This is a genomic window from Alcanivorax xiamenensis (genome assembly GCF_009846745.1).
Classification (GTDB): Bacteria; Pseudomonadota; Gammaproteobacteria; order Pseudomonadales; family Alcanivoracaceae; genus Alloalcanivorax; species Alloalcanivorax xiamenensis.
This window is the reverse complement of sequence record NZ_AQPF01000005.1, coordinates 58,863-83,491: the sequence shown is the minus strand read 5'-3', so window position 1 is coordinate 83,491 and position 24,629 is coordinate 58,863. Positions and strand designations below refer to the sequence as shown.

The window sequence follows — 24,629 nt, the reverse complement described above, 5'->3', positions numbered from 1 at the left end:
ACCGCCATGAAATTGCCACTGCTCGCCTTGTGTGTGGGGTTGGTCATGCTGACAGGGTGCGGCACCACCCATGTGCGTGGAAGCCAGGATGTCCAGCTCTCCCGCGATGCCCACTGGTTGGTTCTGCCGATGGTGAACCGAACCACCACTCCTCAGGCCGGGCTTCGGGCTCAAGCGATCACCGAGGCGGTGCTGGCGCAACATGGCGTCTCTCAGGTGGAAAGCTATCGCCAGCAAGATGGGGATGGTTTGTTGTTCGAGGCGGCTTCCGAGGCAAGCCAGCGCGCCATGACGCAATGGGCCTCGCAGCGCGATGGTGACTATGTGGTGTCCGGTGTGGTGCATGAGTGGCGCTATAAGACCGGGGTTGATGGTGAGCCCGCGGTGGGCGTGATGCTGGAGATTCGTGATGGTAAAGGGGCGCTGTTGTATAGCGGTACCGGCTCCCGGGCGGGTTGGGCGCGGCAGTCGCTGGGTGAAACCGGACAACGCGTGATTGATAAACTGCTTGCACCGGTACTGGACTGATGCTCGGTAAACTCCGGGACAACCGCTTCGTCCGTTTCCTGGCGCCGCCGGGGCCGGGCGTGCTGGCCTGGCTGGAAGCGCCGATGGTGGTACTGGCGGCCACCGCCATTGGTTTTCTGGTGCGCGCGGGGGATCCGTTGTTTCTCACCGGGGGGATCCGTTGGAGCCTGGTGGCGGCGATGCTGGTGGCACTGCGTTATGGATCGTTGCTTGGGTCGCTGGCGATGTTGACCCTGCTGGCAGTGTGGTTTGGCTGCAAGTCGGTAGGGCTGTATCCGGGACTTGAATTTCCGGAACTGACTTTTCTTGGCGGCTACATCATTGTCTTGATTACGGGTGAATTCGCGGACATGTGGCGAACACGGTTGCGCCGCGCCGAGAGTGAAGCCGGATACGCATTGGAACGCTTGCGCAACCTCACGCAACGGCATGTGCTGTTGCGTCTTTCCCATGACCGTCTTGAAGAGAATCTGCTGACTAAACCGTACACCGTGCGCGACGCATTACTGCGGTTGCGTACCGTGGTCATGGACGGCAGCCGGGAGCAAAGTCTGCCCGGCGGCGAGGAATTGCTGAACATGCTCGCGGAATACTGTCAACTGCAGCGCGGCGCCGTATATCAGTTGGCGGGGGAGCACCTGGAGACCACGCCTGTTGCTGTTCTTGGGGATAATCAACCGCTTGATCTGAGTGACGGGCTACTTCGTTATGCTCTGGACAATCGCACTCTTGCCCACGTGCAAATGGGGGAAAGCACGGATCGTTACGACGGCAATTACTGGGTCTGTGCTCCGGTTATCAACAGCAGTGGTGAGCTGGTTGGCGTGGTGGTGGTCGAGCGCATGCCTTTTCTCTCGATCACGCATGAGAATCTGCAATTGATGGGGTTGTTACTGAACTTTTATGCCGACATCGTGCAACACGGGCCCGAGGTAGAGGCCTTGTGCCGCGAATGGCCCAGTCTGGCGCCCGTGTTCGGTCGTGAGTTGGTGGCGCTGAACCGTCTGGCGGCTGCTGGTAAGGTGGACACGGCGATGGTCATGTTCGTGCCGAACGAGACCGACAAGGCCCGGCAAATCGTGGAAGCGCTGAATCGAACCCGGCGCACCATGGACGGGTACTGGTGGGTGGACTGGGAGCGGTACCATCTGGTGTTGCTGATGCCGATGACCGGTGTGCACGGTTTCGAGAGCTTCCAGCGTCGTGTCGATGACTGGTTGCGGACCGACTACGATGTGGGGTCCCTGGCACAAGCGAGTGTGGCATTTTCGTACCGCTTTTTGGATGGGCGCCCGGTTGGGGAACAAATACGGGATGTGCTGGAGGCCCCCCATGCATGAGCCTCGTTTTCTGATTGTCTATGCTCTGCTGTTGGAAGCGGGTGCTTTCGTTTTGTTGTTATCCCGCTCCAGTGACGATCTGTTGCTGATCAAGTATCTGGGATTGCACGCGGTGGCATCCTTACTGCTGGCCAGTGGCGCCTGGGCTCTGTTGCCCAGTGGATTCCGTAAACCCAGGATCTGGTCCTGGGTACTGACATTCTGTCTGGCCTTTTTTGTTCCGGCCTTCGGGCTGGTCGCTATTCTCGGCGGTGTTCTGGTTGGCTATTTTCTGCCCGCGGCGTTTCGCAAGGAGCCATTTGTAACCGTTTCCGCGCCGGCTTTCAATCCGGTGCCGATGCCCGCGGGCGGCGGTTTCCGGCAGGAAGACCTCAAGACGCTGTTGCTGTCTTCCGATTCACCGACGGAGCTGCGCCTGCAGGGCATGATGACGGTACGGCGCATGCCCACCCGTTCCACCGGAGAAGTGCTGAGGGACACCCTGGATGATCAGGTTGATGACATCCGGCTGCTGGCCTACGGCATCCTCGACCAGAAAGAGAAAGCCATCACCCGGCAGATCGACCGTGCCATGCGGCTTTTGGACTCCGCCACGCTTTCCCGTAAATATCGTCTGTATCGCCGTCTGGCCGAGTTGTATTGGGAATTGGTGTATCAGGACCTGGTACAGGGAGACATCCGCCAATTGGCATTGGATCGCGCTTACCACTATGTGGATGTCGCATTGAGCGAAAAGTCGGACGATGGCGGTATGTGGCTGTTGCAGGGACGGATTTGTCTGGCGCAAGGGCGGCTGACGGAAGCGGAACAGAGTTTCATGTCCTGTCGCATGCTTGGATTGCCTGCCTCACGTGTCAACCCCTGGCTGGCCGAACTGGCCTTGTGGCGGGGACAGTATACCCGTGTGCGCAAGCTCATGGGGGCCATCGCGGATAACACACGGTCTTCGTCCCTGAATCAGTCAGCCCGATACTGGAGACGCGCATGAAGCTGCCCCACGCTGACAGCGCCGATATCTGTCTGTTACTGGAGGGGACCTTTCCATTCGTCAGCGGCGGCGTTTCCAGTTGGGTCAACCAGATTATCCGCGGGTTTCCGGAGTACCGGTTTGCTTGTTGTTTTGTCGGCAGCCGGAGGGAAGATTACGGCGAAATGAAGTACGAACTGCCGGAAAATGTGGTGCATCTGGAAGTGCACTATCTCCATGACGCGCATCGTGAAGTCAAGAAGGCGCCGCTGCGTGGGAATCCGGAGATGTTCGAGAAGGTCGACCGTTTCCATCGGGCGGTACGCAGCCGGAGAGTAAGCCGAGACCGGAACCGTCTATTCTCCGAGCTGATTGCAGAGTTGGGGGATCATGGCGCGCTGTCGGAGCAAGCCTTCTTGCGGAGTGAAGCGAGTTGGAACCTGATCTCCGACAGTTACCGGCGTTATAGCAGGGACCCTTCTTTTGTCGATTACTTCTGGACAGTGCGAATCATGCATGCGCCGATCTGGACGTTGCAGCGCATCGCTGAAAACCTGATTCCAGCCGGTATGTATCACAGTATTTCCACTGGTTATGCGGGTTTCCTCGGCGCGATGCTCAAGCGCCGGACCGGTAAGCCATTGCTTTTGACCGAACATGGTATTTATACAAAAGAGCGTAAGATCGATCTGTTCCAAAGTGAGTGGATCAGCGATAACCGTGGGTTGGCGGAGCGCAATAATGCGGAAATGGCCTATTTCCGCGAAAAATGGATTCACTTCTTCGAGGAACTGGGCAGGGAATGCTATCAGGCGGCGGATCAGATCGTCGCGCTCTATGAAGCCAACCGGCTGCGGCAGATTCAGGATGGCGCACCCGCGGAGCGCACCCGCAATATCCCCAATGGCATCAACCTGCCGGCCCTGCAGGCGATACGGGCGCGGCGCGGTGAAGCCATTCCAGCGGTGGCCTGCCTGATCGGCCGGGTGGTGCCGATCAAGGATGTGAAGACGTTCTTGCGTGCCATGCGTACCCTGGTGAACCGGCTACCCGCTGCGGAAGGCTGGATCGCCGGCCCTGAGGATGAAGACCCGGAGTACGCGGAAGAATGCCGGGCATTGATCCAGAGCTTGCAGTTGGAAAATCACGTTCATTTCCTCGGTTTCCAGAAAATTGCCGATTTGCTTCCGAAGGTCGGGGTGGTGGTACTCAGCTCCATCAGTGAGGCGCTGCCGCTGGTGTTACTGGAAGGGTTCGCCGCTGGTGTGCCGGCGGTATCCACGGACGTCGGTTCCTGTCGGCAGTTGGTTGAAGGTTTTGGCGAGGAGGATCGGGCGCTGGGTAAAGCCGGGGAAGTTGTCAGTATCGCCAATCCGGAGGCATTGGGAAACGCCGTGGCTGACCTGCTGGGAGATCCGCGGCGCTGGCGGGCGGCTCAGCGGGCCGGTATCCGTAGAGTGGAGAGATTCTATACCCAGAACGTCATGTTTGATGCTTATCGACAGCTTTATGGTTCCTTGTTGAGCCCCACCGGAGGCATCCGGTCCGTGAACGGAGAGGATTGCTGATGGCGGGGATCGGTTTCGAACTGCGCAAGCTGATGCGCCGGGATACTCTGCTGGGGATGTTGCGCGCCTATGCCTACGCCGGAGTGATCGGCTCGGGGCCCTGGGTGCTGTCGATTCTTGGCATCTTGATCGTTGGTCTGATCAGCGTGTCGGTGGTGTCGCCGGCGACGGCAATCAGTGAGTTTCAGGTCACTGTTACCTACATTATCGCCTTCAGCCTGATTCTTACCGGTATCCTGCAACTGGCCTTTACCCGTTTCTGTGCTGATCGTATTTTCGAGCAGCGGGAATCCATGGTGCTTTCCAACTTCGGCGGGGTAACGCTGGTCGTCACAGCGGCAGCCGGAGTGTTGTCGATGCTGGTATCGGTGTTCCTGTTTCCTCAGCAAAGCGTGTTGTTCCGGATCGTCGCGGTGGCCAGCTTCGTAGTGGTCAGCAATATCTGGATCGCCACCATTTTTTTATCCGGTTTGAAGCAGTACCGATCGATCGTTTTGCTTTATGCATTGGGTTATGCATTGACCGTTGGAGCGGCATACCTGCTGCGTTTCATGGACCTGGAGGGGCTCATGTTGGGCTTCCTGGTTGGCCAGGTTTCGCTGCTTGGCGGTATGTTGGTGTTGATCGTGCGTGGCTATCCCACCAGCCGTTCGGTGGCGTTTGACCTGTTTGACCGGCGCTGGCTGTATCCGAGTCTGATGCTGGTGGGACTGTTCTTCAACGCGGGAGTGTGGGCTGACAAGATTATTTTCTGGGTGGCGCCATCCACCGGCGGTAATGTGATCGGACCGTTGCGGGCCTCGCTCATTTACGATATCCCGGTTTTCCTCGCCTATTTGTCTCTGATCCCTGGCATGGCGGTGTTCCTGGTGCGTATGGAGACTGACTTCGTGGAGTACTACACCAATTTCTACGATGCGGTGCGTGAAGGGGGATCACTGTCCTATATCGAAGACATGCGTAACCAAATGGTGGCGACGATTCGTCTCGGTGTGTTCCAGATCATCAAGATACAGGCGATCGCGGCCCTGTTGATCATGGTGGCGGCGCCGGACATCTTTGTCGCGCTGGGTATCTCCGAGCTTTACTTACCGTTACTGCGGGTGCAGTTGGTGGCGGCGGGGCTTCAGGTGGTGTTCCTGGCCATCATCAATGTGTTCTGCTATCTGGACCAGCGCCGGGTGCTGGTGTGGCTGACGGGCACGTTCCTGGTGCTGAATGTGGTATTCACTCTGATCAGTCTGAAGCTGGGGCCGGCCTTTTTTGGGTATGGTTTCCTGCTGGCACTGGGGGTATGTGTGGTGGCGGGATTGTGGCTGGTGAACCGCAGCATGGGCCGGCTGGAATACCAGACATTTATGCTGCACTAAAAAAAAACGGCGCCCATGGGGCGCCGTGAATCGTTTGGCTCGGGAGAGCTATCACGGAGTACAACTCCGATGTCAACAGATGGGACCTCGTTGACGGCTTTGAGTATGGCGCGGCTGAAATGCAAAAACATTTGCTTTATCGCCCGGGATTTCGGCTTGAGTGGTCAATTCTTGTGCACAGACGACAGCGTGGGGCCGGGTTTGGAAATATGCTAATTTAGCGTCATTACACCATCCAATAAGGTAGGCAAGGAATGCAAAGCTCCGTTTTACGCCTGATTGGCGTGTCTCTGCTCCTGTTCGGTTTATGGGCTTGTGACACTTCCGACGACCCGGCGCCCGGCGCCAAGGATAACAGTGAGCAGGCCGAGCCCGTGGCCGCCGCCGACAGCGAGCCCGATCCCCGTTGGCGTACTCACCTGGACAGTTGGCCACGGGGCGAAACCGGTGCCCGTTCCCCCCTGGTATTCCGTTTCACCCATCCGGTGGTGGAGCAAAGCGAGCTCAATAAGCCGCGGACCGATGCGGTGAAATTGCGTCCGGAGCGGTCCTTCACGGCGGTATTCACCGCTCGGGACCGGCTTGAAGTGCGGCCCCTGGAACCCATGCGCAGTGATCAGAGTTTCACTGTCACGTTGTTCCCTCAAGGGCTTTCCGGCATTGATGACAGCCTGCCTCCGCTGGAGACCACGCTGACCGTACTGCGCCAGCAACTGACCATCCGGGTCGAGGCGCTGGCGCCGGCGGAGGGCGCCGACACCATGGTTCTGAGGGGGCGCATCGACACCCTGGACCTGGTGGATAACCAGGCGCTGGAGTCCGTGCTCTCCGCCCGCCAGGGCGAAACGTCACTGCCGGTGGTGTGGGAACACCCGTCCGGCAGTCTGACTCATCGCTTTGAGGTAACCGGGGTCCGCCGTGACGTCGGAGAGGAGGTCCGGCTGGCCTGGGACGGCGAACCGGTGGGTGAATCGGGATCGGGCGAGCGTAGCTACACGGTGCCTCAGCCCGGACAGTTCGCGATTACCTCGGTCCGTTCCGAGAGCTTCCCCGACCGCCATGTGGTGGTGCAGTTTTCCGAGGCCCTGCAGGCCGGGCAGGATCTCCTGGGGATGGTGGCCCTGGGCGGCAAGGGCGCCCGGGTGCAGATCGACGGTTCCCGGTTGCTGGTGTACCCCAGCGACGAGGTGGACCAGGAGGCGGTATTGCAGATCGCGCCGGGCGTGGTCAGCGCCGCCCGCCACACCCTGGAGACGGGGTATAAGCAATCCCTGGTATTGAGCATGTCCAAGCCCGCCGTGCGGTTCGTCGGCGAGGGCGCCATCCTGCCACGGGGCGAGGTGCTCAGCGTGCCGTTCGAGGCCGCAGCGGCCGGCGCCATCCAGGTGCAGGCGTTCGAGGTGTTCGAGAACAACATTACGTCCTATCTGCAATCCCGTGATCTGGAGAACCCGCACCCGGATACCCGCTCCGGTCGTTATCTCTGGCAGAAGACCCTGGAGTTGCCGCCGTCCGAGGAACGGGACTGGCAACGTTACCGGCTCGACTTGACCGAGCTGATGGCCAAACACCCCAATGGCCTGGTCCTGCTCACCCTCAAAGTGGACCCGCGGAGCATCCGCTACCAATGCGGCGATGGCGGTCCGCGGCGTGAGAACGAACTGCCGGACAACTACGAAGGGCCGGGACAGGACGACGAAGTAGGGCGGTATTACCACGATGCCGGTTATCTGCGCTGGGATGAACGTGACAACCCCTGCAGTGACAGCTACTACGCCTACAACGATCAGGCCGAGACCTCCCGGGCTTTCATCGCCTCCAATTTGGGGCTGCTGGCCAAGCAGGGGGAAGACGACCATATGCTGGTGGTCACCACCGCCCTGGACAGCAACACCCCCTTGGCGGGAACCCGGGTTACCGCCTACAACTATCAACACCAGTCCCTGGGCAGTGCCAGCAGTGGTGACAACGGCATCGCCGAATTGAAGCTGTCCGGCACGCCTTTCTATCTGGTGGCGAAAAACGGCAAGGAAAAAGGCTATCTCAAGGTGGCCCGCAATCGGGCCTTGCCTTCCAACCAGTTCGACACCGGCGGTGAGCGGGTGCTCGATGGTCTCAAAGGCTTCTTTTATGGCGAACGGGATGTCTGGCGGCCCGGCGATGACGTTCATCTGACGTTCGTGTTGGACGATCCGCGGCAGCGCATGCCGGCGGACCACCCGGTCACGGTGGACTGGTTTGATCCGCGCGGCAACAAAGTTGCCAGCTACACCAACAACGAGCCCGTGAACGGGTTCTACACCTTTACCCTGAAAACCGAGGAAAGTGCTCCCACCGGTAACTGGCGGGCGGTGGCGCGCCTGGGTGAGCGGGACTTCGATACCCGGTTGCGGGTGGAGGCGATCAAACCCAACCGGTTGCGTATCGAGTTGACCGCGCCCGGGCAGGTTTTCGCCGGTCAGAGCACACCGCTGGCGCTGCACGGACAATGGCTCAACGGCGCCCGCGCCAGCGCCCTCAAGGCCGATGTGAAGGTGCGCCTGCTCAACGGCGCCGACCCGTTCCCGGGGTACGCTGGCTACACCTTCAAGGATCCGTCACGCACGCTGCAGGCGGAGCCGTTCACCGCCTTTGAGGGCCGCCTGGACGATGCCGGCGACGCCACTGTCAATCTGGCGGTGCCGGCGGTGACGCCGCCGGGCATGGCGTCAGCGCTGGTGACCACGCGTATTTTCGAGAATGGCGGCGACTACAGTACCCAGGTACAGCGGGTGCCGGTGGCACCGTACCGGCATTGGGTCGGGTTGCGGGTTCCGGACGGCGACGGCTGGGGCGGAGCCCTGGGACGTGATCAAAACCACAGCCTGGACCTGCTTACCCTGGATCAGGAAGGGAAGCCGGAATCCCGTTCCGTCACCCTCAGCGTTTATCGTATCGATTGGCGCTGGTGGTGGGACCGGGGCGCCAACGATCTCGCCAATTTCATCAGTAATCCACACACTCGCAAGGTGAAGTCCTCCCAGCTCACCACCAATGACAAGGGGCGGGTCCAGTGGCGGTTGAACGGCCCGGACTACGATTGGGGGCGCTACCTGGTGCGGGTATGTGACGATAAGGGCGGTCATTGCGCGGCCCGGACCGTCTATCTGGGCTGGAGCGGTCAGCGCGGCGGCGGTGGCGATGCCGCCTCCCGGCTGGCGTTGTCCACTGACAAGGAGCATTACCAGGTGGGCGAGATGGCCCGGGTGAAAGTGCCGGTGTCCGGCGCCGGCCGCTTGCTGGTCAGTCTGGAAAGCGGGTCGCGGGTTCTGCGTCATTACTGGGTGAAACCCGGGGATCAGGAGAATTTCACCCTGGAGATTCCGGTGACCGCGGATATGACGCCCAATGTTTATGTACACGCCACTCTGCTGCAAGCGCACAAGGACCGGGACAATGACCGTCCAATCCGTCTCTATGGCATCGTGCCGTTATTGGTGGAGGACCCGGCCACCCGCCTCGAGCCGGAGATCCAGGCTCCCGAGGAAGTGCGTCCGGAAAGCGAACTGACGGTGACCGTGTCCGAGAAGCAGGGCAGGGCGATGACCTATACCCTGGCGGTGGTGGACGAAGGTCTGCTCGGCCTGACCAATTTCCAGACGCCGAATCCCCATGAGGCCTTTTACCGACGGGAAGCACTGGGCGTGCTCACCTGGGACCTGTTCGATCAGGTGGTGGGTGCCTACGGTGGGGAGCTGGAGCGGATGCTGGCGGTGGGTGGCTCGGAGGGCCTGATGGACGGCTCCGAGGCCCAGCGCCGCCGGTTCCCGCCGGTGGTGTACTTCGCCGGGCCGTTCGAACTGAAAGCCAAGTCGGAGCAGGAACACAGGGTTCAACTGCCGGCCTATATGGGCGAGGTACGGGTAATGGTGGTGGCGGGCCAACGCGACGGCCAGCTGCGCGCCTATGGCAACGCCGACAGCCCGGTCACCGTGACCCAGCCGTTGACGCTGTTGTCCACGCTGCCAAGGGTGCTGGGGCCGGGAGAATCCCTGCAGGTGCCGGTGAATGTGTTCGCCACCGATGACACCATTACCGATGTGGATCTGAACCTGCGGGCCGAGCCGCCACTGAAAGTGATACGCGACACCGCCAGGCTGACCTTCAAGGAACCCGGGGACAAGATCGCCACGCTGTCATTGGAAGCCGGTGACCAGGTGGGGGTCGCCCGGGTCACGGTGTCGGCCAAGGCGGGTAAGGAGCAGGCCGGGGAGCAGGTGAACCTGCCGATCCGGACCGCCAACCCGCCCACCAGCCGGGAACAGCGCAAGGTGTTGGAACCCGGAGACAACTGGGCTTTGGACTGGCGCCCCCATGGTCTGCCCGGCACCAATCAAAGCGCCCTGACGGTCAGCAGTCTGCCCGCCATGGGATTGGAGCGGCGGCTGGAATACCTGATTCGCTATCCTCACGGCTGCGTCGAGCAAACCACTTCCACGGTGTTGCCGCAACTGTACCTGCATCAATTGGTTGGCCTCAGTGACGCCGAGAAACAGGAAGTGCAGAACAACATCGCCGGCGCCATTGACCGGCTGCGCCGCTTCCAACTGAACGACGGCGCCTTCAGTTACTGGCCTGGCAGCGGCCAGGCCAGCGATTGGGGCACCTCCTACGCCGGTCACTTCCTGGTGGAAGCGCGCCGTCTCGGCTACGCGGTACCGGCGCGGATGATCGACGGCTGGCTGAGCTATCAGCGCCGGCTGGCCAGCGACCCCGGTCAGTACGCCTGGCAATGGGCCAGCCAGGCCTACCGGCTCTACACCCTGGCCCTGGCCGGAGAGCCGGAAGTCGGTGCCATGAACCGTCTGCGCGGTGCGCTGGCGGTCAGTGACAGCCGCAACCAGCATGGCCGTTACACGGCACGCTGGTTGTTGGCGGCGGCGTATCAGCAAATGGGACTGACCGACGTGGCTGGTGAATTGATCGCCGTCGATGGTGACGTCGGTGACTACGATGAGCCCGGCCCCACCTTTGGCTCCGCCCTGCGTGACCGTGCCATCAGCATGATGGTTCTGGAAGCCCGCGGAGATCAGGCCCGGGCCTGGGATGAAGCCCGCGTCGTGGCGGATGACCTGGCCTCCGACCGCTGGTACTCCACCCAGAGCCTGGCCTGGTCGCTGATGGCGATGGCGCGTTTTGCCGGTAACGACAGCGCCGAGGACGGTTATGATTTGGCCTGGCGGCGGGGTGAAGGCGATTGGCAGGAAACCCACGCCACCAACCCGGTGTTCCAGCAGCCATTGGCGATTGATCAGGATGGCGAGTCCATCGTGGTCCGCAACGACAGCGACCGTCGCTTGTTCGCCACCATGACCACTGTGGGCACCCCGGCTCCGGGGCAGGAAAAAGCGGTGTCCGAGGGACTCGACCTGTCGGTGGCCTTCCTGTCGATGGATGGCTCGCCGCTGGATCCGGCACAACTGACCCAGGGCACTGATTTCCGCGCCCGGGTGAAGGTGACCAACCGCACCAACCGCCACCTGGAAAATCTGGCGCTGACGCAGATCGTGCCGTCCGGTTGGCAGATTGCCTCGCGGTTGTCATCCGCCGGCGTGGACGACGCCGAGGACGAGGAGGACGCGCCCTTGGATTATCAGGACGTGCGCGACGACCGGGTGTTGAGCTATTTCTCCCTGAAACCCGGCGCCACGCGAACCGTGAATGTGGAACTGAACGCCTCGTTCGCCGGCCGCTTCTACCTGCCGGGCTGGCAGGTGGAAGCCATGTATCAGGGCTTTATTCAGTCCCGTGAACGTGGCCAATGGGTGGAAGTGGTGGCCGAATAGCCCCCGCGAGCCGGGCCACGGACGGCCCGGCTCTTTTGCCTGACACTGCCGGAACATGCCTGGAACGCGATGATCAAACCGTCTCTTTCCCGCCGCCGCTGGCGTGTCCTGGCGGCGTTGCTGCTGGTAGGGCTGGTGGCGCTGGCGTTGTTGCAGTTCTCGCCCTTACCGGCGTCGCTACAACGGACCGACTATGCGGTGCTGATGCTGGATCGCGGCGGTCGGCCCCTGGCCGCCCGTATCGCCGCGGATCAGCAATGGCGTTTCGCCCCGGTGGAAGCGCTGCCGGACAAGTACCGTGAAGCCTTGCTGACCTTCGAGGACCGCCGTTTCCGTTGGCACCCTGGTGTCGATCCGTTGGCGCTGGCCCGGGCCACCGTGGCCAACATTCGCGCCGGCAGGGTGGTCAGTGGCGGTTCCACCCTGACCATGCAACTGGCCCGGCTGTTGCGGGACGATCCGCCCCGCACCTTGTGGGAAAAAGCCCGCGAGGCGTTGCTGGCGTTGCAACTGGAATGGCGCCTGGGCAAGTCCCGCATTCTGGTGGAATACGCCAGCCGGGCGCCGTTCGGCGGCAACACGGTGGGACTGAGAGCGGCGGCGTGGCGCTATTTCCAGCGCGCGCCGGACGATCTGAGCTGGGCGGAAGCGGCGCTGCTGGCGGTGCTGCCCAACAGCCCGGCGCTGATCCACCCGGGGCGGCAGCGCCAGCAATTGCTGGCCAAGCGGGATCGTCTGCTTGGCGCGCTGCGGCAGAGGGGGCTGATCGATGCGGACGAGTTGCGGTTGGCGCGGTTGGAACCCTTGCCGCATACCGCGCGGCTGCCGTCGCTGGCACCGCATCTGCTGGATACCCTGGCGGCCAACACCAGCTCGCCGTTGATTCACACCACTCTGGACGCCGGGCTGCAACGGAGGGTAAATGCTCTCAGCGGGCAGCATGGGCGGCGTCTGGCCAAGGAGGGGGTGCATAATCTGGCGGTGGTGGTGATCGACCATCGCCAGCTGGCGGTGCGCGCCTATGTGGGCAATGTCACGCATGGCAACCGCCGCGAATACGGCGCGGCGGTGGATATCGCCGGGCGTCCCCGTTCCACTGGCAGTGTGCTCAAGCCGCTGTTGTACGGTCTGATGCTGCAGGAAGGGCTGCTGCTGCCGGATACCCTGGTGCCGGATTTGCCCACCAACTATGGCGGTTACAGTCCGGAGAACTTCGACCGCGAATACCGGGGCGTGGTGCCGGCCCACGAGGCCCTGGCCCAGTCGCTGAATATCCCCGCCGTGCGCATGCTGCGCCAGTACGGCGTGGCCCGCTTTCACGACCGGTTGCGCGCCATGGGCATGAGCACCCTGTTCAGGGATGCCGAGAACTATGGTCTGACTCTGGTGCTGGGCGGCGCCGAAGGCAAGTTGATGGAACTGACGGCGCTGTACGCCCGGCTGATGGCCAGTGCCCGCGACGGCCAGGCGGCGCCGGTTACGTTGCTAAGTGATGTCCAGCCGCTGCCGGAGCCGTTTCCGATCGGCGCGGGGGCGGCCTGGTTGACGTTGGAAGCACTGCGCGACGTGGCCCGGCCTGGCACCGCCCGGCAATGGCGGCTGTACCGTTCCAGCCAGGCGATCGCCTGGAAGACCGGTACCAGCTATGGCTTGCGCGACGCCTGGGCGATCGGCAGCAACGGCCACTATACGGTGGGCGTCTGGGCCGGCAACGGCAACGGTGAGCCGGCCCCGGCACTGGGTGGCGCCACCACCGCGGCGCCGCTGATGCTGGATCTGTTCAGCCTGCTGGGGCCAGCAGAGTGGCCTCAGGCGCCGCTGGGCGATCTGAAGGAACTGCAAGTGTGCCGTGACGATGGTTATCTGGCCGGTGGGCAGTGCTCGGCGCGTACCGTGCTGGCGCCGCTGGACAGTCATTTCCGGACGGTGACGCCGCATCATCTGCGCGTGCATGTGGATGATCAGGGACGGCGGGTGCACAGCGGCTGTGAGAATGTCGCCGCCATGAGCGCCCGTGACTGGTTCGTGCTGCCGCCGGCGCAGGCCTATTTCTACCGCTTCCGGCACCCGGAATACCGGCCTCTGCCGGCCTGGCGGGAAGACTGCGCCGCCGGCGCCCGGGCGCTGAGCTCACGGGCGCCGATGGCGGTGATTTATCCCCATGCGGGTTCGGCGCTCTATCTGCCGGTGGAACTGGGTGGGCAACGCGGCGGGGCGGTATTCCGGGTGGTGCATGAACGCGATGACACGGAGCTGTTCTGGCACCTGGACGACCGCTATCTGGGGCGCACCGCCCACTTCCATGAATGGGCGATCCAGGCGGCGCCAGGCTGGCACACTCTCACCCTGGTGGACGATCAGGGCTTTCGCCTGCGACGCCGCTTCCAGGTGCTGTCCCATTAGGGCGAGCCTGAGGCGCGACTCAGGGATGTTCGATCTCGCGCAGGAAGCTTCGCAGAACCCGCCGGCTTTGTGCCAGTTTTTCCGCTTTCTGGTCGGCCAGGCGGATCTGTTCATGCAGGACAGTACGCAGCTCATCGCAGGGTTCGAACACCGGGCCCTCACCGCGCACACACGGCAGGAACTCGCGAATCGTCGCCAGGGTCATGCCCCCTGAACCGAGCAGCTTGATCCGCTCCACGGTCCGTATCTCCGCGGCATCATAGTCCCGGTAGCCGCTGGCCGTGCGTCGCGGTTTGAGCAGCCCCTCGGCTTCGTAGTAGCGCAACATGCGGATGCTCACGCCAGTACGTTTCGACAGCTCGCCTATTTTCATCCCATGCCCTTGACTCTGACAGCGTTGTCACAGTTTAAGGTGCCGGCTCCCTCATGTGAAAGCACTCAGGAGCAGCGTGGCATGTCCATTGAAAATCGTCCCTGCCAGGCCAGTATCAACGGCCGTCCGGTCTCCGTCGCGGAGGTAACGCCGCTGGCGTTCGCGGGGTTCGCGCACTTCACCGCGATGCAGGTGCGAAGCCGCAAGGTCAAAGGGCTCGATCTGCATCTGACCCGTCTGCGTGAAGCCTCCATCACATTTTTTGGCGTGGCGGTGTCTGATCAGCGGATGCGTTCCTATATCAAAGCGGCCATTGACGCCGGGCCGGCGGATCAATCACTGACGGTCACGGTTTTTGTTCGTGATGGCGAATTCAGTGGGCGCAGCATGAATACCGAGCCGGAAGTGCTGGTGCGCACCGGGGCTCCGGCCGAGGGCCCCAGAGGGCCGCTGAGATTAAGCGTGGTGGAGCATGAGCGTCCCCTGGCGGCGATCAAACATGTTGGCGAAGCCGGCAAGACCTGGTATCTGCATCAGGCCATCCGCGAGGGCTTCGATGATGCCGCTTTCGTGGACCGGCAGGGACGATTGAGTGAAGCCACTATCTGGAATCTGGTGTTCTGGGATGGCGACGCGGTTGTCTGGCCCAGGGCGGCGATCCTGCACGGCACCATGATGGGCATGGTTCAGCGGCAACTGGATCGACTTGGCATTGCCCAGCGCCATGAAGAGATCACTCTGGAGCGTCTCGGCGATCTGGCCGGGGCGGCGGTAATGAACTCATGGACGCCGGGTATCGCGGTCACCGCCATCGGCGGGAACACGATTCCGGAGGCGGAGTCCTTCATACGCTTGCTGCACCGGTGTTATGAAGCCGAACCGGCCGTTTCCCTGGCAGTGCTGTATCAACAGGTCTCGGGAACATGAATGCAGAGGTTGCTACAAGGCCGCTGTGGGAAGCTTGCTTGCAAGCGAATTCTTCGGAAACAGGAGCTTGATTCGCGGGCAAGCCTGCTCCCACAGCGGCTTCGTAGTCGTCTCCGTGGGGGTGATCCGTCAGCCCGGCGGTGTACGGTTCACCGTGGTCAGGCGCCGGCGAATCTTTTCCTCCGGTGCCAGATCGGTGAATTCTTCCGCTTCGAACGGGTCGCCGCCCACCGGCGTGCCTTCATTGCGGTGATACAGGTCCAGCAGCATGTTGCGGCGGTCCTCGCGCAGTTCCCGTACCAGCACGATCACCATCAGGAACAGCACCAGGGCGAACGGCAGGGCGGCCAAAAGCGCCGCCGATTGCAGGCCTTTCAGTCCGCCGGCGGATATCAGCGTGATGCAGATGGCGGAAATCAACACGCCCCAGGTCAGGCGTTTTTTCAGCGGTGGATTGAGAGAGCCCTGATCGGTCATCTGCGCCACGATGTAGGTGGCCGAGTCCGCCGAGGTGACCAGAAAAATGAACAGCAGCACCATGGTCAGGCCGCTGAGCAAATGGCCATGGGGCAGAAGTTCATACATTTTGAACAAACCGCTGGGAACGTCGTTGTGAACCACGGCGGCGAGGCCGGCGTTCTGAGTCAGGTCCAGGTCCAGCGCCGTGCCGCCGAATACGGCGATCCAGGCGCAGGCCAGCAGCGGTGGTATCAGCAGCACGCCGAACACGAATTCCTTGATGGTGCGCCCGCGCGACACCCGCGCCACGAAGGTGCCGACGAACGGCGACCAGGCGATAACCCAGGCCCAATAAAACACGGTGAAGCGGTCCATCCAGTCGCCGCGCTCGAACGGCGGAATGGTCAGGGCCATTTCGATGAAGTTGCCGAAGTACGCGCCCAGGCCGTTCACGAACACGTCGAAGATCCGCACGGTGGGGCCGGTGATCAGCATGTAGGCCATCAGCGTCAGGCACAGCACCATATTCAGATTGCTGAGCATGCGGATACCGCGGTCCAGGCCGGTGTAGGAAGAGGCCATGTAACACAGAAACATGGCGCCGAGGATGCCGGCCTTGCTCCACACGTCATTGGGCCAGCCGAACACCGATTCCAGGCCACCATTCATTTGCAGCACACCGAGCCCGAGAGAGGTGGCGACGCCGGTGACGGTGGCGATCACCGCCATCACGTCGAGGGTGTCGGAGGCGACCTGACGGCGCGGCAGGTCGCGCAGAGCCGGCTCCACCATGGTCGACACCAGCCCGGGGCGGTCCTTGCGGAACTGGAAAAACGCGATGATCAGGCCCACCAGGGTGAAAGCGGCCCACTGATTGACGCCCCAGTGGAAAAAACTGTATTGGATCGCCAGGGCGGCGGCTTGCCGGGTGCCAGGCTCGGCGAGACCGTGGGGCGGTTCCTGTAAATGCAGCATGGGCTCGGCCATGCCGTAGAACACCAGCCCGACACCGAAGCCGGCGGAGAGCAACATGCTGAGCCAGGAAAACAGACTGTAGTCCGGAGTGCTGTCCTGGGGGCCGAGGCGGATCTTGCCGTACTTACTGAACGCCAGCACCAGCAGGAACACCACGAACACGAAGACGCTGAGCAGGTAGAACCAGCCGAAGTAGCGGCTCAGGCTGGATAACAAGGTGGCGGCGGTGCTGGCGAAGGCTTTGGGGAAGGCGGCGCCGAGGGCGACCAGGGAAACGATGATGGCGGCGGAGGTCAGGTAGACCCGCTGAGTCGATAGCATAGCCTCGTCCTTGGGGCGGAACGAACAACGAAAACCAGTCCCCTAGGGTGGCAGATCCGGCGGGGGAATGCATCCCGCCGGATCTCCGGGCCGGTCAATCCCGCTGGCGGTCGTCCGGCTCTTCCGGCTCTTCGTCCTCCACTCCGGTGTCGGCGGTGGTCGGTTTTCCCGCCGCCGCCGCCGGTGCGGTCGAAGCGGGCGTTTCTGAATGCTCCGCTTTCGCCGGTGAGTCACTGCTCGCGGGTTTCTTGCTCTGTGCCTGTTCCGCCTTGGCTTCCACCTCCTCCGGGGTCTGTTCCTCACCAAGCCGGTAAGCGGCGAAGCCGGCGTGCACCACCTGGTTAATGGCCATGCCCAGGATGCGGCCGTCGTAAGGGGCGATGATGGCGCTGCCGGTGTTGGTGATGGGGTCGGTCACGGTGCCGAGGATTTGTCCTTTCTTCACCTTGTCATTGAGTTTGACCTCGGACAGCAGGATGCCGCCCTGGCCGGCGCGGATCCACTGCGATTCATAGAACACCGGCTGAGGCGCGCCCCAGAACCGGCGCGCTTTGCGCATGTCCAGATTTTCCAGCAGGGTTTCCAGCGCCTGGACACCATAGCTGACCGCCTCTTCCTCCAGACGATTGGGGCCGCCGGCTTCCATCGTCACCGCCATGATGCCGTCGTCCACCGCCGCCCGTCGCAGAGTGCCGCGGGCGCCACGGCCGTGCAGCACGGTCATGCCACCGAAGTGTTTGGCGAAGGCGAGAACGTCCGGATTCTTCAGATCAGCACGTAACTGCGGCTGGTTGATGCGCTTGAGTGAGCCGGTATGCAGGTCCACCAGATATTCGCAATGCCGGATGATCTGGTCATAGAGGGAATGGGCCACCCGGTCGGCGGCGCTGCCGGTGCCGCGTCCCGGGAAATGGCGGTTGAGATCGCGACGGTCGGAGAGATAGCGGGAACCGTTGCGGAAGCCTTCCAGATTGACAATGGGCACACCGATCAAGGTGCCGGAGAGGGTCTCCGGTTCCAGGTCGTACATCAAGCGCCGCACCATCTCGATGCCGTTCAACTCGTCGCCGTGGACGGCGGCGGTCAGACACAGGCGCGGACCGGGCTTCTTGCCGTGGGCCACCAGCACCGGCACCGGCGTGGCGATGGAAGCGAAGGACTGATCCGGCGTCCAGTGCAGCGTGGCGAAGCTGCCGGGCACCACCGTTCGGCCCAGCAGGGAGAGCGGTGGCACCGTCGGCGGTTGATCCGAGGCGGTGGAAGCGGGCGCCGGTGGGTTATCCTCGTCGGCGTCCGCCGTGTCCACCAGCGGAGTGTCGTCGACAACCGGTTTCGCGGGAGGATTGGCCGGAGCGGCGTGCGCCTCCGGTTCGGTGTCGTCGACCGGGCTTTCGTCGGCATGCAGTGCCGACCAGGGAGTCAGGGCGGCCAACAGGGCGATGGTCAGGGACCAGCGTGCGGTCATGGTGATGTCTCAGCTGTTGAGCTGGTCGAGCGCCTCCCAACGGGCGTAGGCCTCGGCCAGCGTTTGTTCCAGTTCGGCGAGCCGTCTCTGTTCGGCGGCGATGGTGTCCGCGGTTTCCTTGTAAAAGGCCGGGTCCGACATCGTGCCCTGCAACGTCTCCAGTGCCGCTTCCAGCTCCTCGATGCGGGCCGGCAAATCGCGCAGCTCAAGCTGTTCCTTGTAGCTCAGCTTTTTGCGCGCCGGTTTCGCCGTTTCGCTTCGTTCCGAGCGGGGGGCGGGCCTGGCGGCTTTGACGGTTTCCGGCGCCGTCGGTTCCGGACGCTGCCGTAACCAGTCCTCATAACCGCCCACATACCAGTGTGGATCGCCGCCTTCGAAGACCAGTGTCGAGGTCACCACATTATCGATGAAAGCACGGTCATGGCTGACCAGAAGCAGGGTGCCCTGGTAATTCACCAATTGTTCTTCCAGCAACTCCAGGGTTTCCACGTCCAGATCGTTGGTGGGCTCATCCAGCACCAGCAGATTGAATGGACGGGTGAACAACTTAGCCAGTAGCAGGCGATTGCGTTCGCCGCCGGACAGGGATTTGACCGGCTGGCGGGCACGGCCCGGTTCGAACAGGAAATCCTGCAGGTAGCCCATGACATGTTTTTTGCGACCATCGACTTCGACCACGTCGGAGCCTTCCGCCAGGTTGTCGATCACGCTTTTTTCGCTGTCCAGGCTGTCACGCAGTTGATCGAAATAGGCCACTTGTAATTGCGTGCCTTGTTTCACCGTGCCGCTGTCGGGAACCAGCCGGCCCAGCAGAATCCGGATCAAGGTGGATTTGCCGCAGCCGTTGGGGCCGAGAATGCCGACCCGGTCGCCGCGCAGCAGGGTCAGCGAGAAGTCCCGCAGCAGTGTCTGCCCGCCCACCGCATAGCTGAGATGCTCGGCTTCGATCACGGTTTTACCGGAGCGGTCGCCTTGCTGGATGGCGAGCGCGGCGGTGCCCTGGCGCTGACGCCGTTGCGCCGCCTCCCTGCGCAGCGCCTGCAGTGCCCGCACCCGGCCCTCGTTGCGGGTGCGGCGGGCCTTTATGCCCTGACGAATCCAGCGTTCTTCCTGGGACAGCTTCTTGTCGAACTCGGCCTGGTTTCTTTCTTCCACTTCCAGCGCCGCCTGTTTTCCTTCCAGGTAACGATCGTAGTCCCCAGGCCAACTGGTCAGTTGGCCACGGTCCAGCTCGATGATGCGGGTGGCCAGGGCGCGGATAAAGGCACGGTCGTGGGAAATGAACACCAGGGTCGCCGGGTAGTCGCGCAGGAAGCTTTCCAGCCAGCGGATCGAATCGATGTCCAGATGGTTGGTCGGTTCGTCCAGCAGCAGCAGGTCTGGCTCCTGCACCAGGGCACGGGCCAGCAGAACGCGGCGCTTCATGCCGCCGGAAAGGCCGGCGAAACGCTGCCCGCCATCCAGTTGCAGTTTGGAGAGCACGGTCTCTACCCGCTGGAACAGCTGCCAGGCGCCAGCGCTTTCAATACGGTCGCCGAGCTGCTGGAAACGGGCCATCACCGCATCGTCTCCGTCATTGAGCCGATGGCTGAGGCGGTCATGTTCGGCCAGCAGCCGGCCAAGCTCACCGAGGCCCTGGGCCACCATCTCCTGAACGCTGTGGTCCTGGTCCTCGGGGACTTCCTGCTCCAGGCGCGCCACCACCAGTCCCTGGGCGCGCTCGATCTGGCCGTCGTCCGCCTGCACCTGCCCGTCCAGCACTTTCAGCAAGGTCGACTTGCCGGAGCCGTTACGGCCCACCAGGCACAGCCGTTCGCCGGCCTCGATGGTCAGGTCCAGGTGATCAAGTAGCGGCTGGTCGCCGTAATCAAGCTGCAGGTCGCGCAGAGTCAGCAATGGCATGGTGTCCGGGTACCGTGGTGTCGGGGAACGGGAGTCTAGCATTTTCCCGGGGTGTCATGGATGGGGGCGCAAGCGAGACCGAGATGGGACAATACCCAGTCGCGGCGTTCTGCTATCGTCCCCCGGGGTACCAGGAGAGGGCGGTAGCCCTGATCGAGGTAGGTGTTCCATAACACCTGGAACGTACGCTCGGCTTCCGCCAGTGTCTGCTTGCGCTCCTGGTCGTTCCGGTAGATGTCGGGCCAGGGCGGCAGCATCAGCACCTCAGGGGCATAGCGGTGGCGCCGCGCGGCCCAGTGCATGGCGGCGCTCTCCCGCAGCCGTTCCAGGCGGGCGTAACCGAGTACATCCACCACGCCCCGGTCGAAAAACACCGGCCCGTCCCGGTTGGCGTAACGCCGGTATTGACGGCGGTCCCGGTCCAGCATGGCGGCGGCGAAGGCCTGTCGGTTTCGCCAGGGCAGGGCCTCGCCGCCGCGCGCCTGCTGTTGTTGAATCACCGCCCGACCGGATTCGGCGACGGTATGGTATCCGAACCCGGACAGGGCCCGGAGCAAACTGGTCTTGCCGGCGCCGGGGCCGCCGGACAATACAATAGCCCCGCGATGGAGGCCGCGGTGAATAAACATGATGGGGTTTCCTGTTAGAGAAGAGGAGTGGTTCGTCGTGGTTTAGAGTGAGCCGCGGCACTTTGAGCTCCAGCAATGTCGACCGCTGGTACAGAAAGGGCTACGAAGCCGCCGTGGGAAGCTTGCTTGCAAGCGAATGGGCTTCCGGCGAAAGGTCGCCTTCCCACAGCGGCTTCGTAGCGGACGCCGAATTTATGTCTCCAAGGCCGGATTTCAGGCGTCCGTCGTCGGGTCGCCGTTTCCGGATTCGCGGCGCTCGCCGGGGATGGTCATGTTTTCGCCGCCATTGATACTGCGAATGTGAATGTCCATCTGGCTGAAAGCGATTTCCACGCCCTGTTCCCGGCACAATTGATCGATACGGCGATTAAGTTCGTCGGTGGTGCTCAGGCGGTCACCGATTTCCTTCACATAAACCCGCAACTCATGGTCCAGGGTGCTGGCGCCGAAGCCCATGAACAGGATCATCGGCTCCGGGTCCTTCATCACTTTCGGATGGTCTCGGGCCACGGTCTGGAGAATCTCACGACAGGTGTTCAGGTCCGAACCGTAGGCGAAGCCGACTGTGATAATCAACCGCGTTACCGTGTCACTCAACGACCAGTTAATCAACTGTTCGGTAACGAAGGTCTGGTTGGGGATGATGATTTCCTTGCGGTCGAAATCAATCACCGTGGTGGCGCGCACCCGCACCCGGCTGACGGTGCCCGACAAGGTACCGATAGTGATCACGTCACCGATGCGAATCGGCCGTTCGAACAGAATGATGATACCGGAAACAAAGTTGGCGAAGATCTGTTGCAGACCAAAACCCAGCCCCACGCCGAGGGCGGCCACCAGCCATTGCAGTTTGTTCCAGGTCAGCCCCAGCGAACCGAGCACTACCATGACGCCCAGGGCGATGATCACATAGGATAGCAGCGTGGTGGTGGCGTAGCTGCTGCCTTGCTTCAGGTTCATCCTCGATAGCAGCAGCACTTCCAACAGGCCGGGCAGGTTGAGGGCGAGCATCATGGTGACCACGCCGGCGGCCAGAGCGAACATGACATCGCCGAGACTGATCGGGATCGAGGTGACGTTGTTGCCGCTGCCTTCGGTGGTTTCCCACAGCAGAATGTTTTCGGTATAGGAAAAGGCATTGAGAATGTCCGCCCAGACCCAATAGAACAGCAGGCCAAATACCACCACCAGGGCCATGCGGATCAGACGCAGAGACTGCTGGTTGACCCGCTCCAGATCCAGTTGCGGTTCTTCCACCTCGATCCCTTCCACACTGGTTTCCTTGGCGTCGCTGTCACGTTGCGCCAAGGCTCTTTTGTAGGCCAGTCGTTGCGCCGCCACGGCCAGGCCACGTACCGCGGTCGCGTCGATCAGGGTCCATAGAAGCAGCAGGTAGAAGCTGTCGATGATGCGACCGGACAAACGCACCGTGGTGTAGTAGTAGCCCAGACCGATCACCACGATCAGGGCGAAGGGCAGGCCGCCGCACACCAGCGCCGCCATGGCTTTGTAAGCGGTGGAGAAGCGGGTGATGGGGAAGTGCAAGGCTACCCGGGTCAGCATGACCCCCATTACCGCCAGCCCGAACACCATGATGACCAGGCCGATACGATCATTGTTGAGCTGGGCCGGCCACTGCTCGCCGAAAGCAATGATCAGCGTCATCGGCACCATCGCCAAGCCGACCGCCAATAACCGCCGACGCAGCTTGGTGTTGCCGTCGGCGGACCAGCGGAAATGCCGCTGCGCGATACCGTCCCGGGCCAACAACCGATAGCACATCTCGAACACCAGCCATAGCAGCGCCACTTTTGACAGCGCGGCGCCCAACACGGTGGACAGCGTGCCGGGCTGAATCCAGAGACCCCAGGCCAGCAGACTCAATACCAACGGACCGGGCAGGCACATCAGCGTGGTCAGCAGAATCGCCAGAGGGGTATGCAACTGGCTGTCCCGGCGCAGGAAACCAATATCGCTGTTGAGTTTGCGGATCCGGGTACGCAGGCGTTTGCGCCAGAACAGCAGGGCGACGGCCAGGATCGCCGGGAGCAGTAGCCAGGGCCACTTGTCTTTCAGTAGCGCGGAGGCGTCCTGGCCCATCTGCATCCAGGGCATGTCCGTCATCTGATCCCGGACCTGGGCCGGGAACTCGCGCAACCAGGACAGATTGATCGGCTGGGTGCTGGGCATCCAGAAGGTCTGTTCAGAGATGGTGTCGTGGAGATTGCGGGAGACGTCCACCAGTTGATCCTGCACCAGATTCAGCCGGACCAGCAGATTCAGCTTGCGCCCCAGTTCGGTGTCCAGCTGATTGAGCAGTTCCACATGAATGTCATGCAGACTCCCCAGAGCATCCTGCAGCGCGACCCGATCCTCCGGAGAGATGTCCTGGTCTTCCAGGCGGAGGGTGGCGGCTTCTGTTTGCTGGCGCTGCTGGCCGATTTCAAACTGGCGCAGACGGGTGTCACCGATGGCCTTGGGCAACCCTTCCCGGGGTTTGAAGTCCGGTAGATTTTTTTGCTGCTCATAGAGAATCCGCGATAACAGCAGGCTGCCGTCAAGCATGCGGATCTGATCGTTGACCGTGGCGGACAACGCCCGCACCCGGTCCAACTGGGTCTTGGTGGCCACGTTTTCACGCAGCAGATCATTGACGTCTTCACTGGTCTGAATCAACTGTTTGCGCAGCGTCTTGTTCCGCTCTTCCGCTGCCGCCAACTCGGGGTGATCGGCCACTTCGGCGGGCAGGTCCACGGAGGCGGCCTGCAACTCATCCTGCAGTTGCTGTTGGCGCCGCCGGTTGAGCAGTGGTTGCAGAACATCCAGTTGTCGCTGGATCAGCTCCGCGTCGGCTTCCAGAACCCGTTGCTGCAGGCGGGAGCGCTGCTCGTTGGCGCTGGCCACGGCCAGTTCCTGGTTGCGCAGTTCAATACGGGAGTCCAGCGCCGCCAGTTTTACCTGCAGATTCTGCACTTCCTCCTCGCTCAGCGCCTCCGCCACCGACGGGCGGTTCAGCTGTCGGCGAATATCATCGGCCTCCGCCAGACTGTCGCTGATGGTATTCTGCGCCCGTTCCGGCAGGGTCTGGGAACTGGTCACATCACTGGCCGCGTCCGCCAGTTTTTCCTGATTGCGCTCCAGTGCCTGCAGTTTCTGTCCCAATTCCTCCGCCAAGGCGGAAATGGACAGGCTCTGATAGTGCTCGGCCCAGTCGACGGTGCTTTCGCGGCGAATTTTTTCCAATTCGCCCTGAAGCGAGGCTCTCTCGCGCGGCAGCGCGCTTTGTTGCTGCTCAAGCTTTTTGATCCGCTCGTGGTTGGCGTCGATTTCCTTGCGCAACTTCAGCGTTTCTTCCAGAAGGGCGCGCTCCGGCGTTGCTTCGCCCTCCTTCCGGGGCTGGCCATCGGCGCTGTCGTCACCGCCGGTAAGTTGTTTCTCCAGATCTCCGATACCGGGCAGGGAAAAGCCGCTGCTTTGCGCCGCGGCCACACCACACAGCATCCACGAGAGCAGCAGGGAAAGCAGTAACCGTGATCGACCGGGTCTCATAGGGAAGCGGGTAATCCATTGTCAGAGA

At 62.3% G+C, this 24,629-nt stretch carries 14 protein-coding genes; 8 read left to right on the top strand and 6 right to left on the bottom strand.

The window, feature by feature from the left end; translation table 11 throughout:
• The first annotated feature begins 6 nt into the window (after positions 1–6).
• The 7 genes from A6D6_RS05460 (at position 7) to pbpC (ending at position 14,001) form a co-directional block, all read left to right on the top strand.
• Entirely contained in the window at positions 7–528 is a 522-nt protein-coding gene (locus A6D6_RS05460; RefSeq protein WP_133490553.1) for a hypothetical protein, read from the top strand.
• A complete protein-coding gene (locus A6D6_RS05455) occupies positions 528–1,868 on the top strand; it encodes a PelD GGDEF domain-containing protein (RefSeq protein ID WP_159660162.1) in 1,341 nt (446 codons plus the stop codon). The genes A6D6_RS05460 and A6D6_RS05455 overlap by 1 nt, the downstream gene beginning before the upstream one ends.
• Positions 1,861–2,856, top strand: a complete 996-nt coding sequence (locus A6D6_RS05450; protein ID WP_236563996.1) for a hypothetical protein — start codon at positions 1,861–1,863, stop codon at positions 2,854–2,856. The genes A6D6_RS05455 and A6D6_RS05450 overlap by 8 nt, the downstream gene beginning before the upstream one ends.
• Positions 2,853–4,403 carry a GT4 family glycosyltransferase PelF gene (gene pelF / locus A6D6_RS05445; protein ID WP_097058004.1) on the top strand — a complete coding sequence of 517 codons (1,551 nt, stop codon included), beginning with the start codon at positions 2,853–2,855 and terminating at the stop codon, positions 4,401–4,403. Before A6D6_RS05450 ends, pelF begins: the two co-directional genes overlap by 4 nt.
• Complete coding sequence (gene pelG / locus A6D6_RS05440; protein WP_097058005.1) at positions 4,403–5,773, top strand: exopolysaccharide Pel transporter PelG; 1,371 nt, start codon at positions 4,403–4,405, stop codon at positions 5,771–5,773. The genes pelF and pelG overlap by 1 nt, the downstream gene beginning before the upstream one ends.
• Positions 5,774–6,027: 254 nt before the next feature.
• Complete coding sequence (locus A6D6_RS05435) at positions 6,028–11,598, top strand: alpha-2-macroglobulin family protein (RefSeq protein ID WP_159660161.1); 5,571 nt, start codon at positions 6,028–6,030, stop codon at positions 11,596–11,598.
• Positions 11,599–11,667: 69 nt separating this feature from the next.
• Positions 11,668–14,001, top strand: a complete 2,334-nt coding sequence (gene pbpC, locus A6D6_RS05430) for a penicillin-binding protein 1C (RefSeq protein WP_159660160.1) — start codon at positions 11,668–11,670, stop codon at positions 13,999–14,001.
• A gap of 19 nt (positions 14,002–14,020) precedes the next feature.
• Here pbpC and A6D6_RS05425 read toward each other — a convergent pair whose 3' ends face one another.
• The gene (locus A6D6_RS05425; RefSeq protein ID WP_159660159.1) at positions 14,021–14,374 is read right to left on the bottom strand and encodes a MerR family transcriptional regulator; all 354 of its coding nucleotides are present in this window, start codon (positions 14,372–14,374) and stop codon (positions 14,021–14,023) included.
• 81 nt (positions 14,375–14,455) lie between these two features.
• Here A6D6_RS05425 and A6D6_RS05420 point away from each other — a divergent pair, with 81 nt between their 5' ends.
• Positions 14,456–15,301 (top strand): aminotransferase class IV family protein, encoded by an 846-nt coding sequence (locus tag A6D6_RS05420; protein WP_159660158.1) that lies wholly within the window; start codon positions 14,456–14,458, stop codon positions 15,299–15,301.
• A gap of 129 nt (positions 15,302–15,430) precedes the next feature.
• Here A6D6_RS05420 and A6D6_RS05415 read toward each other — a convergent pair whose 3' ends face one another.
• From A6D6_RS05415 to mscK, 5 genes are all read right to left on the bottom strand, one after another.
• On the bottom strand, positions 15,431–17,056 hold the full coding sequence (locus tag A6D6_RS05415; protein WP_159660157.1) for a BCCT family transporter: 1,626 nt from the start codon (positions 17,054–17,056) through the stop codon (positions 15,431–15,433).
• A 94-nt stretch (positions 17,057–17,150) separates the two neighbouring features.
• Positions 17,151–18,521 (bottom strand): succinylglutamate desuccinylase/aspartoacylase family protein, encoded by a 1,371-nt coding sequence (locus A6D6_RS05410; protein ID WP_159660156.1) that lies wholly within the window; start codon positions 18,519–18,521, stop codon positions 17,151–17,153.
• Between the two features lie 9 nt (positions 18,522–18,530).
• The gene (locus A6D6_RS05405) at positions 18,531–20,423 is read right to left on the bottom strand and encodes an ATP-binding cassette domain-containing protein (RefSeq protein ID WP_159660197.1); all 1,893 of its coding nucleotides are present in this window, start codon (positions 20,421–20,423) and stop codon (positions 18,531–18,533) included.
• A 35-nt stretch (positions 20,424–20,458) separates the two neighbouring features.
• Positions 20,459–21,052, bottom strand: coding sequence for an AAA family ATPase (locus A6D6_RS05400; protein ID WP_133490562.1), 594 nt, complete (start codon positions 21,050–21,052; stop codon positions 20,459–20,461).
• 213 nt (positions 21,053–21,265) lie between these two features.
• Positions 21,266–24,601 carry a mechanosensitive channel MscK gene (gene mscK / locus A6D6_RS05395; protein ID WP_133490563.1) on the bottom strand — a complete coding sequence of 1,112 codons (3,336 nt, stop codon included), beginning with the start codon at positions 24,599–24,601 and terminating at the stop codon, positions 21,266–21,268.
• Positions 24,602–24,629: the final 28 nt, after the last annotated feature.

Excerpts from the sequence above, each read along its gene's own strand:
- A6D6_RS05405 (WP_159660197.1), bottom strand. The coding sequence starts at position 20,423 with ATGCCATTGCTGACTCTGCGCGACCTGCAGCTTGATTACGGCGACCAG.
- pelG (WP_097058005.1), top strand. The coding sequence starts at position 4,403 with ATGGCGGGGATCGGTTTCGAACTGCGCAAGCTGATGCGCCGGGATACT.
- pelF (WP_097058004.1), top strand. The coding sequence starts at position 2,853 with ATGAAGCTGCCCCACGCTGACAGCGCCGATATCTGTCTGTTACTGGAG.
- A6D6_RS05460 (WP_133490553.1), top strand. The coding sequence starts at position 7 with ATGAAATTGCCACTGCTCGCCTTGTGTGTGGGGTTGGTCATGCTGACA.
- A6D6_RS05455 (WP_159660162.1), top strand. The coding sequence starts at position 528 with ATGCTCGGTAAACTCCGGGACAACCGCTTCGTCCGTTTCCTGGCGCCG.
- A6D6_RS05410 (WP_159660156.1), bottom strand. The coding sequence starts at position 18,521 with ATGACCGCACGCTGGTCCCTGACCATCGCCCTGTTGGCCGCCCTGACT.
- mscK (WP_133490563.1), bottom strand. The coding sequence starts at position 24,601 with ATGAGACCCGGTCGATCACGGTTACTGCTTTCCCTGCTGCTCTCGTGG.
- A6D6_RS05450 (WP_236563996.1), top strand. The coding sequence starts at position 1,861 with ATGCATGAGCCTCGTTTTCTGATTGTCTATGCTCTGCTGTTGGAAGCG.
- A6D6_RS05435 (WP_159660161.1), top strand. The coding sequence starts at position 6,028 with ATGCAAAGCTCCGTTTTACGCCTGATTGGCGTGTCTCTGCTCCTGTTC.
- A6D6_RS05425 (WP_159660159.1), bottom strand. The coding sequence starts at position 14,374 with ATGAAAATAGGCGAGCTGTCGAAACGTACTGGCGTGAGCATCCGCATG.
- pbpC (WP_159660160.1), top strand. The coding sequence starts at position 11,668 with ATGATCAAACCGTCTCTTTCCCGCCGCCGCTGGCGTGTCCTGGCGGCG.
- A6D6_RS05415 (WP_159660157.1), bottom strand. The coding sequence starts at position 17,056 with ATGCTATCGACTCAGCGGGTCTACCTGACCTCCGCCGCCATCATCGTT.
- A6D6_RS05420 (WP_159660158.1), top strand. The coding sequence starts at position 14,456 with ATGTCCATTGAAAATCGTCCCTGCCAGGCCAGTATCAACGGCCGTCCG.
- A6D6_RS05400 (WP_133490562.1), bottom strand. The coding sequence starts at position 21,052 with ATGTTTATTCACCGCGGCCTCCATCGCGGGGCTATTGTATTGTCCGGC.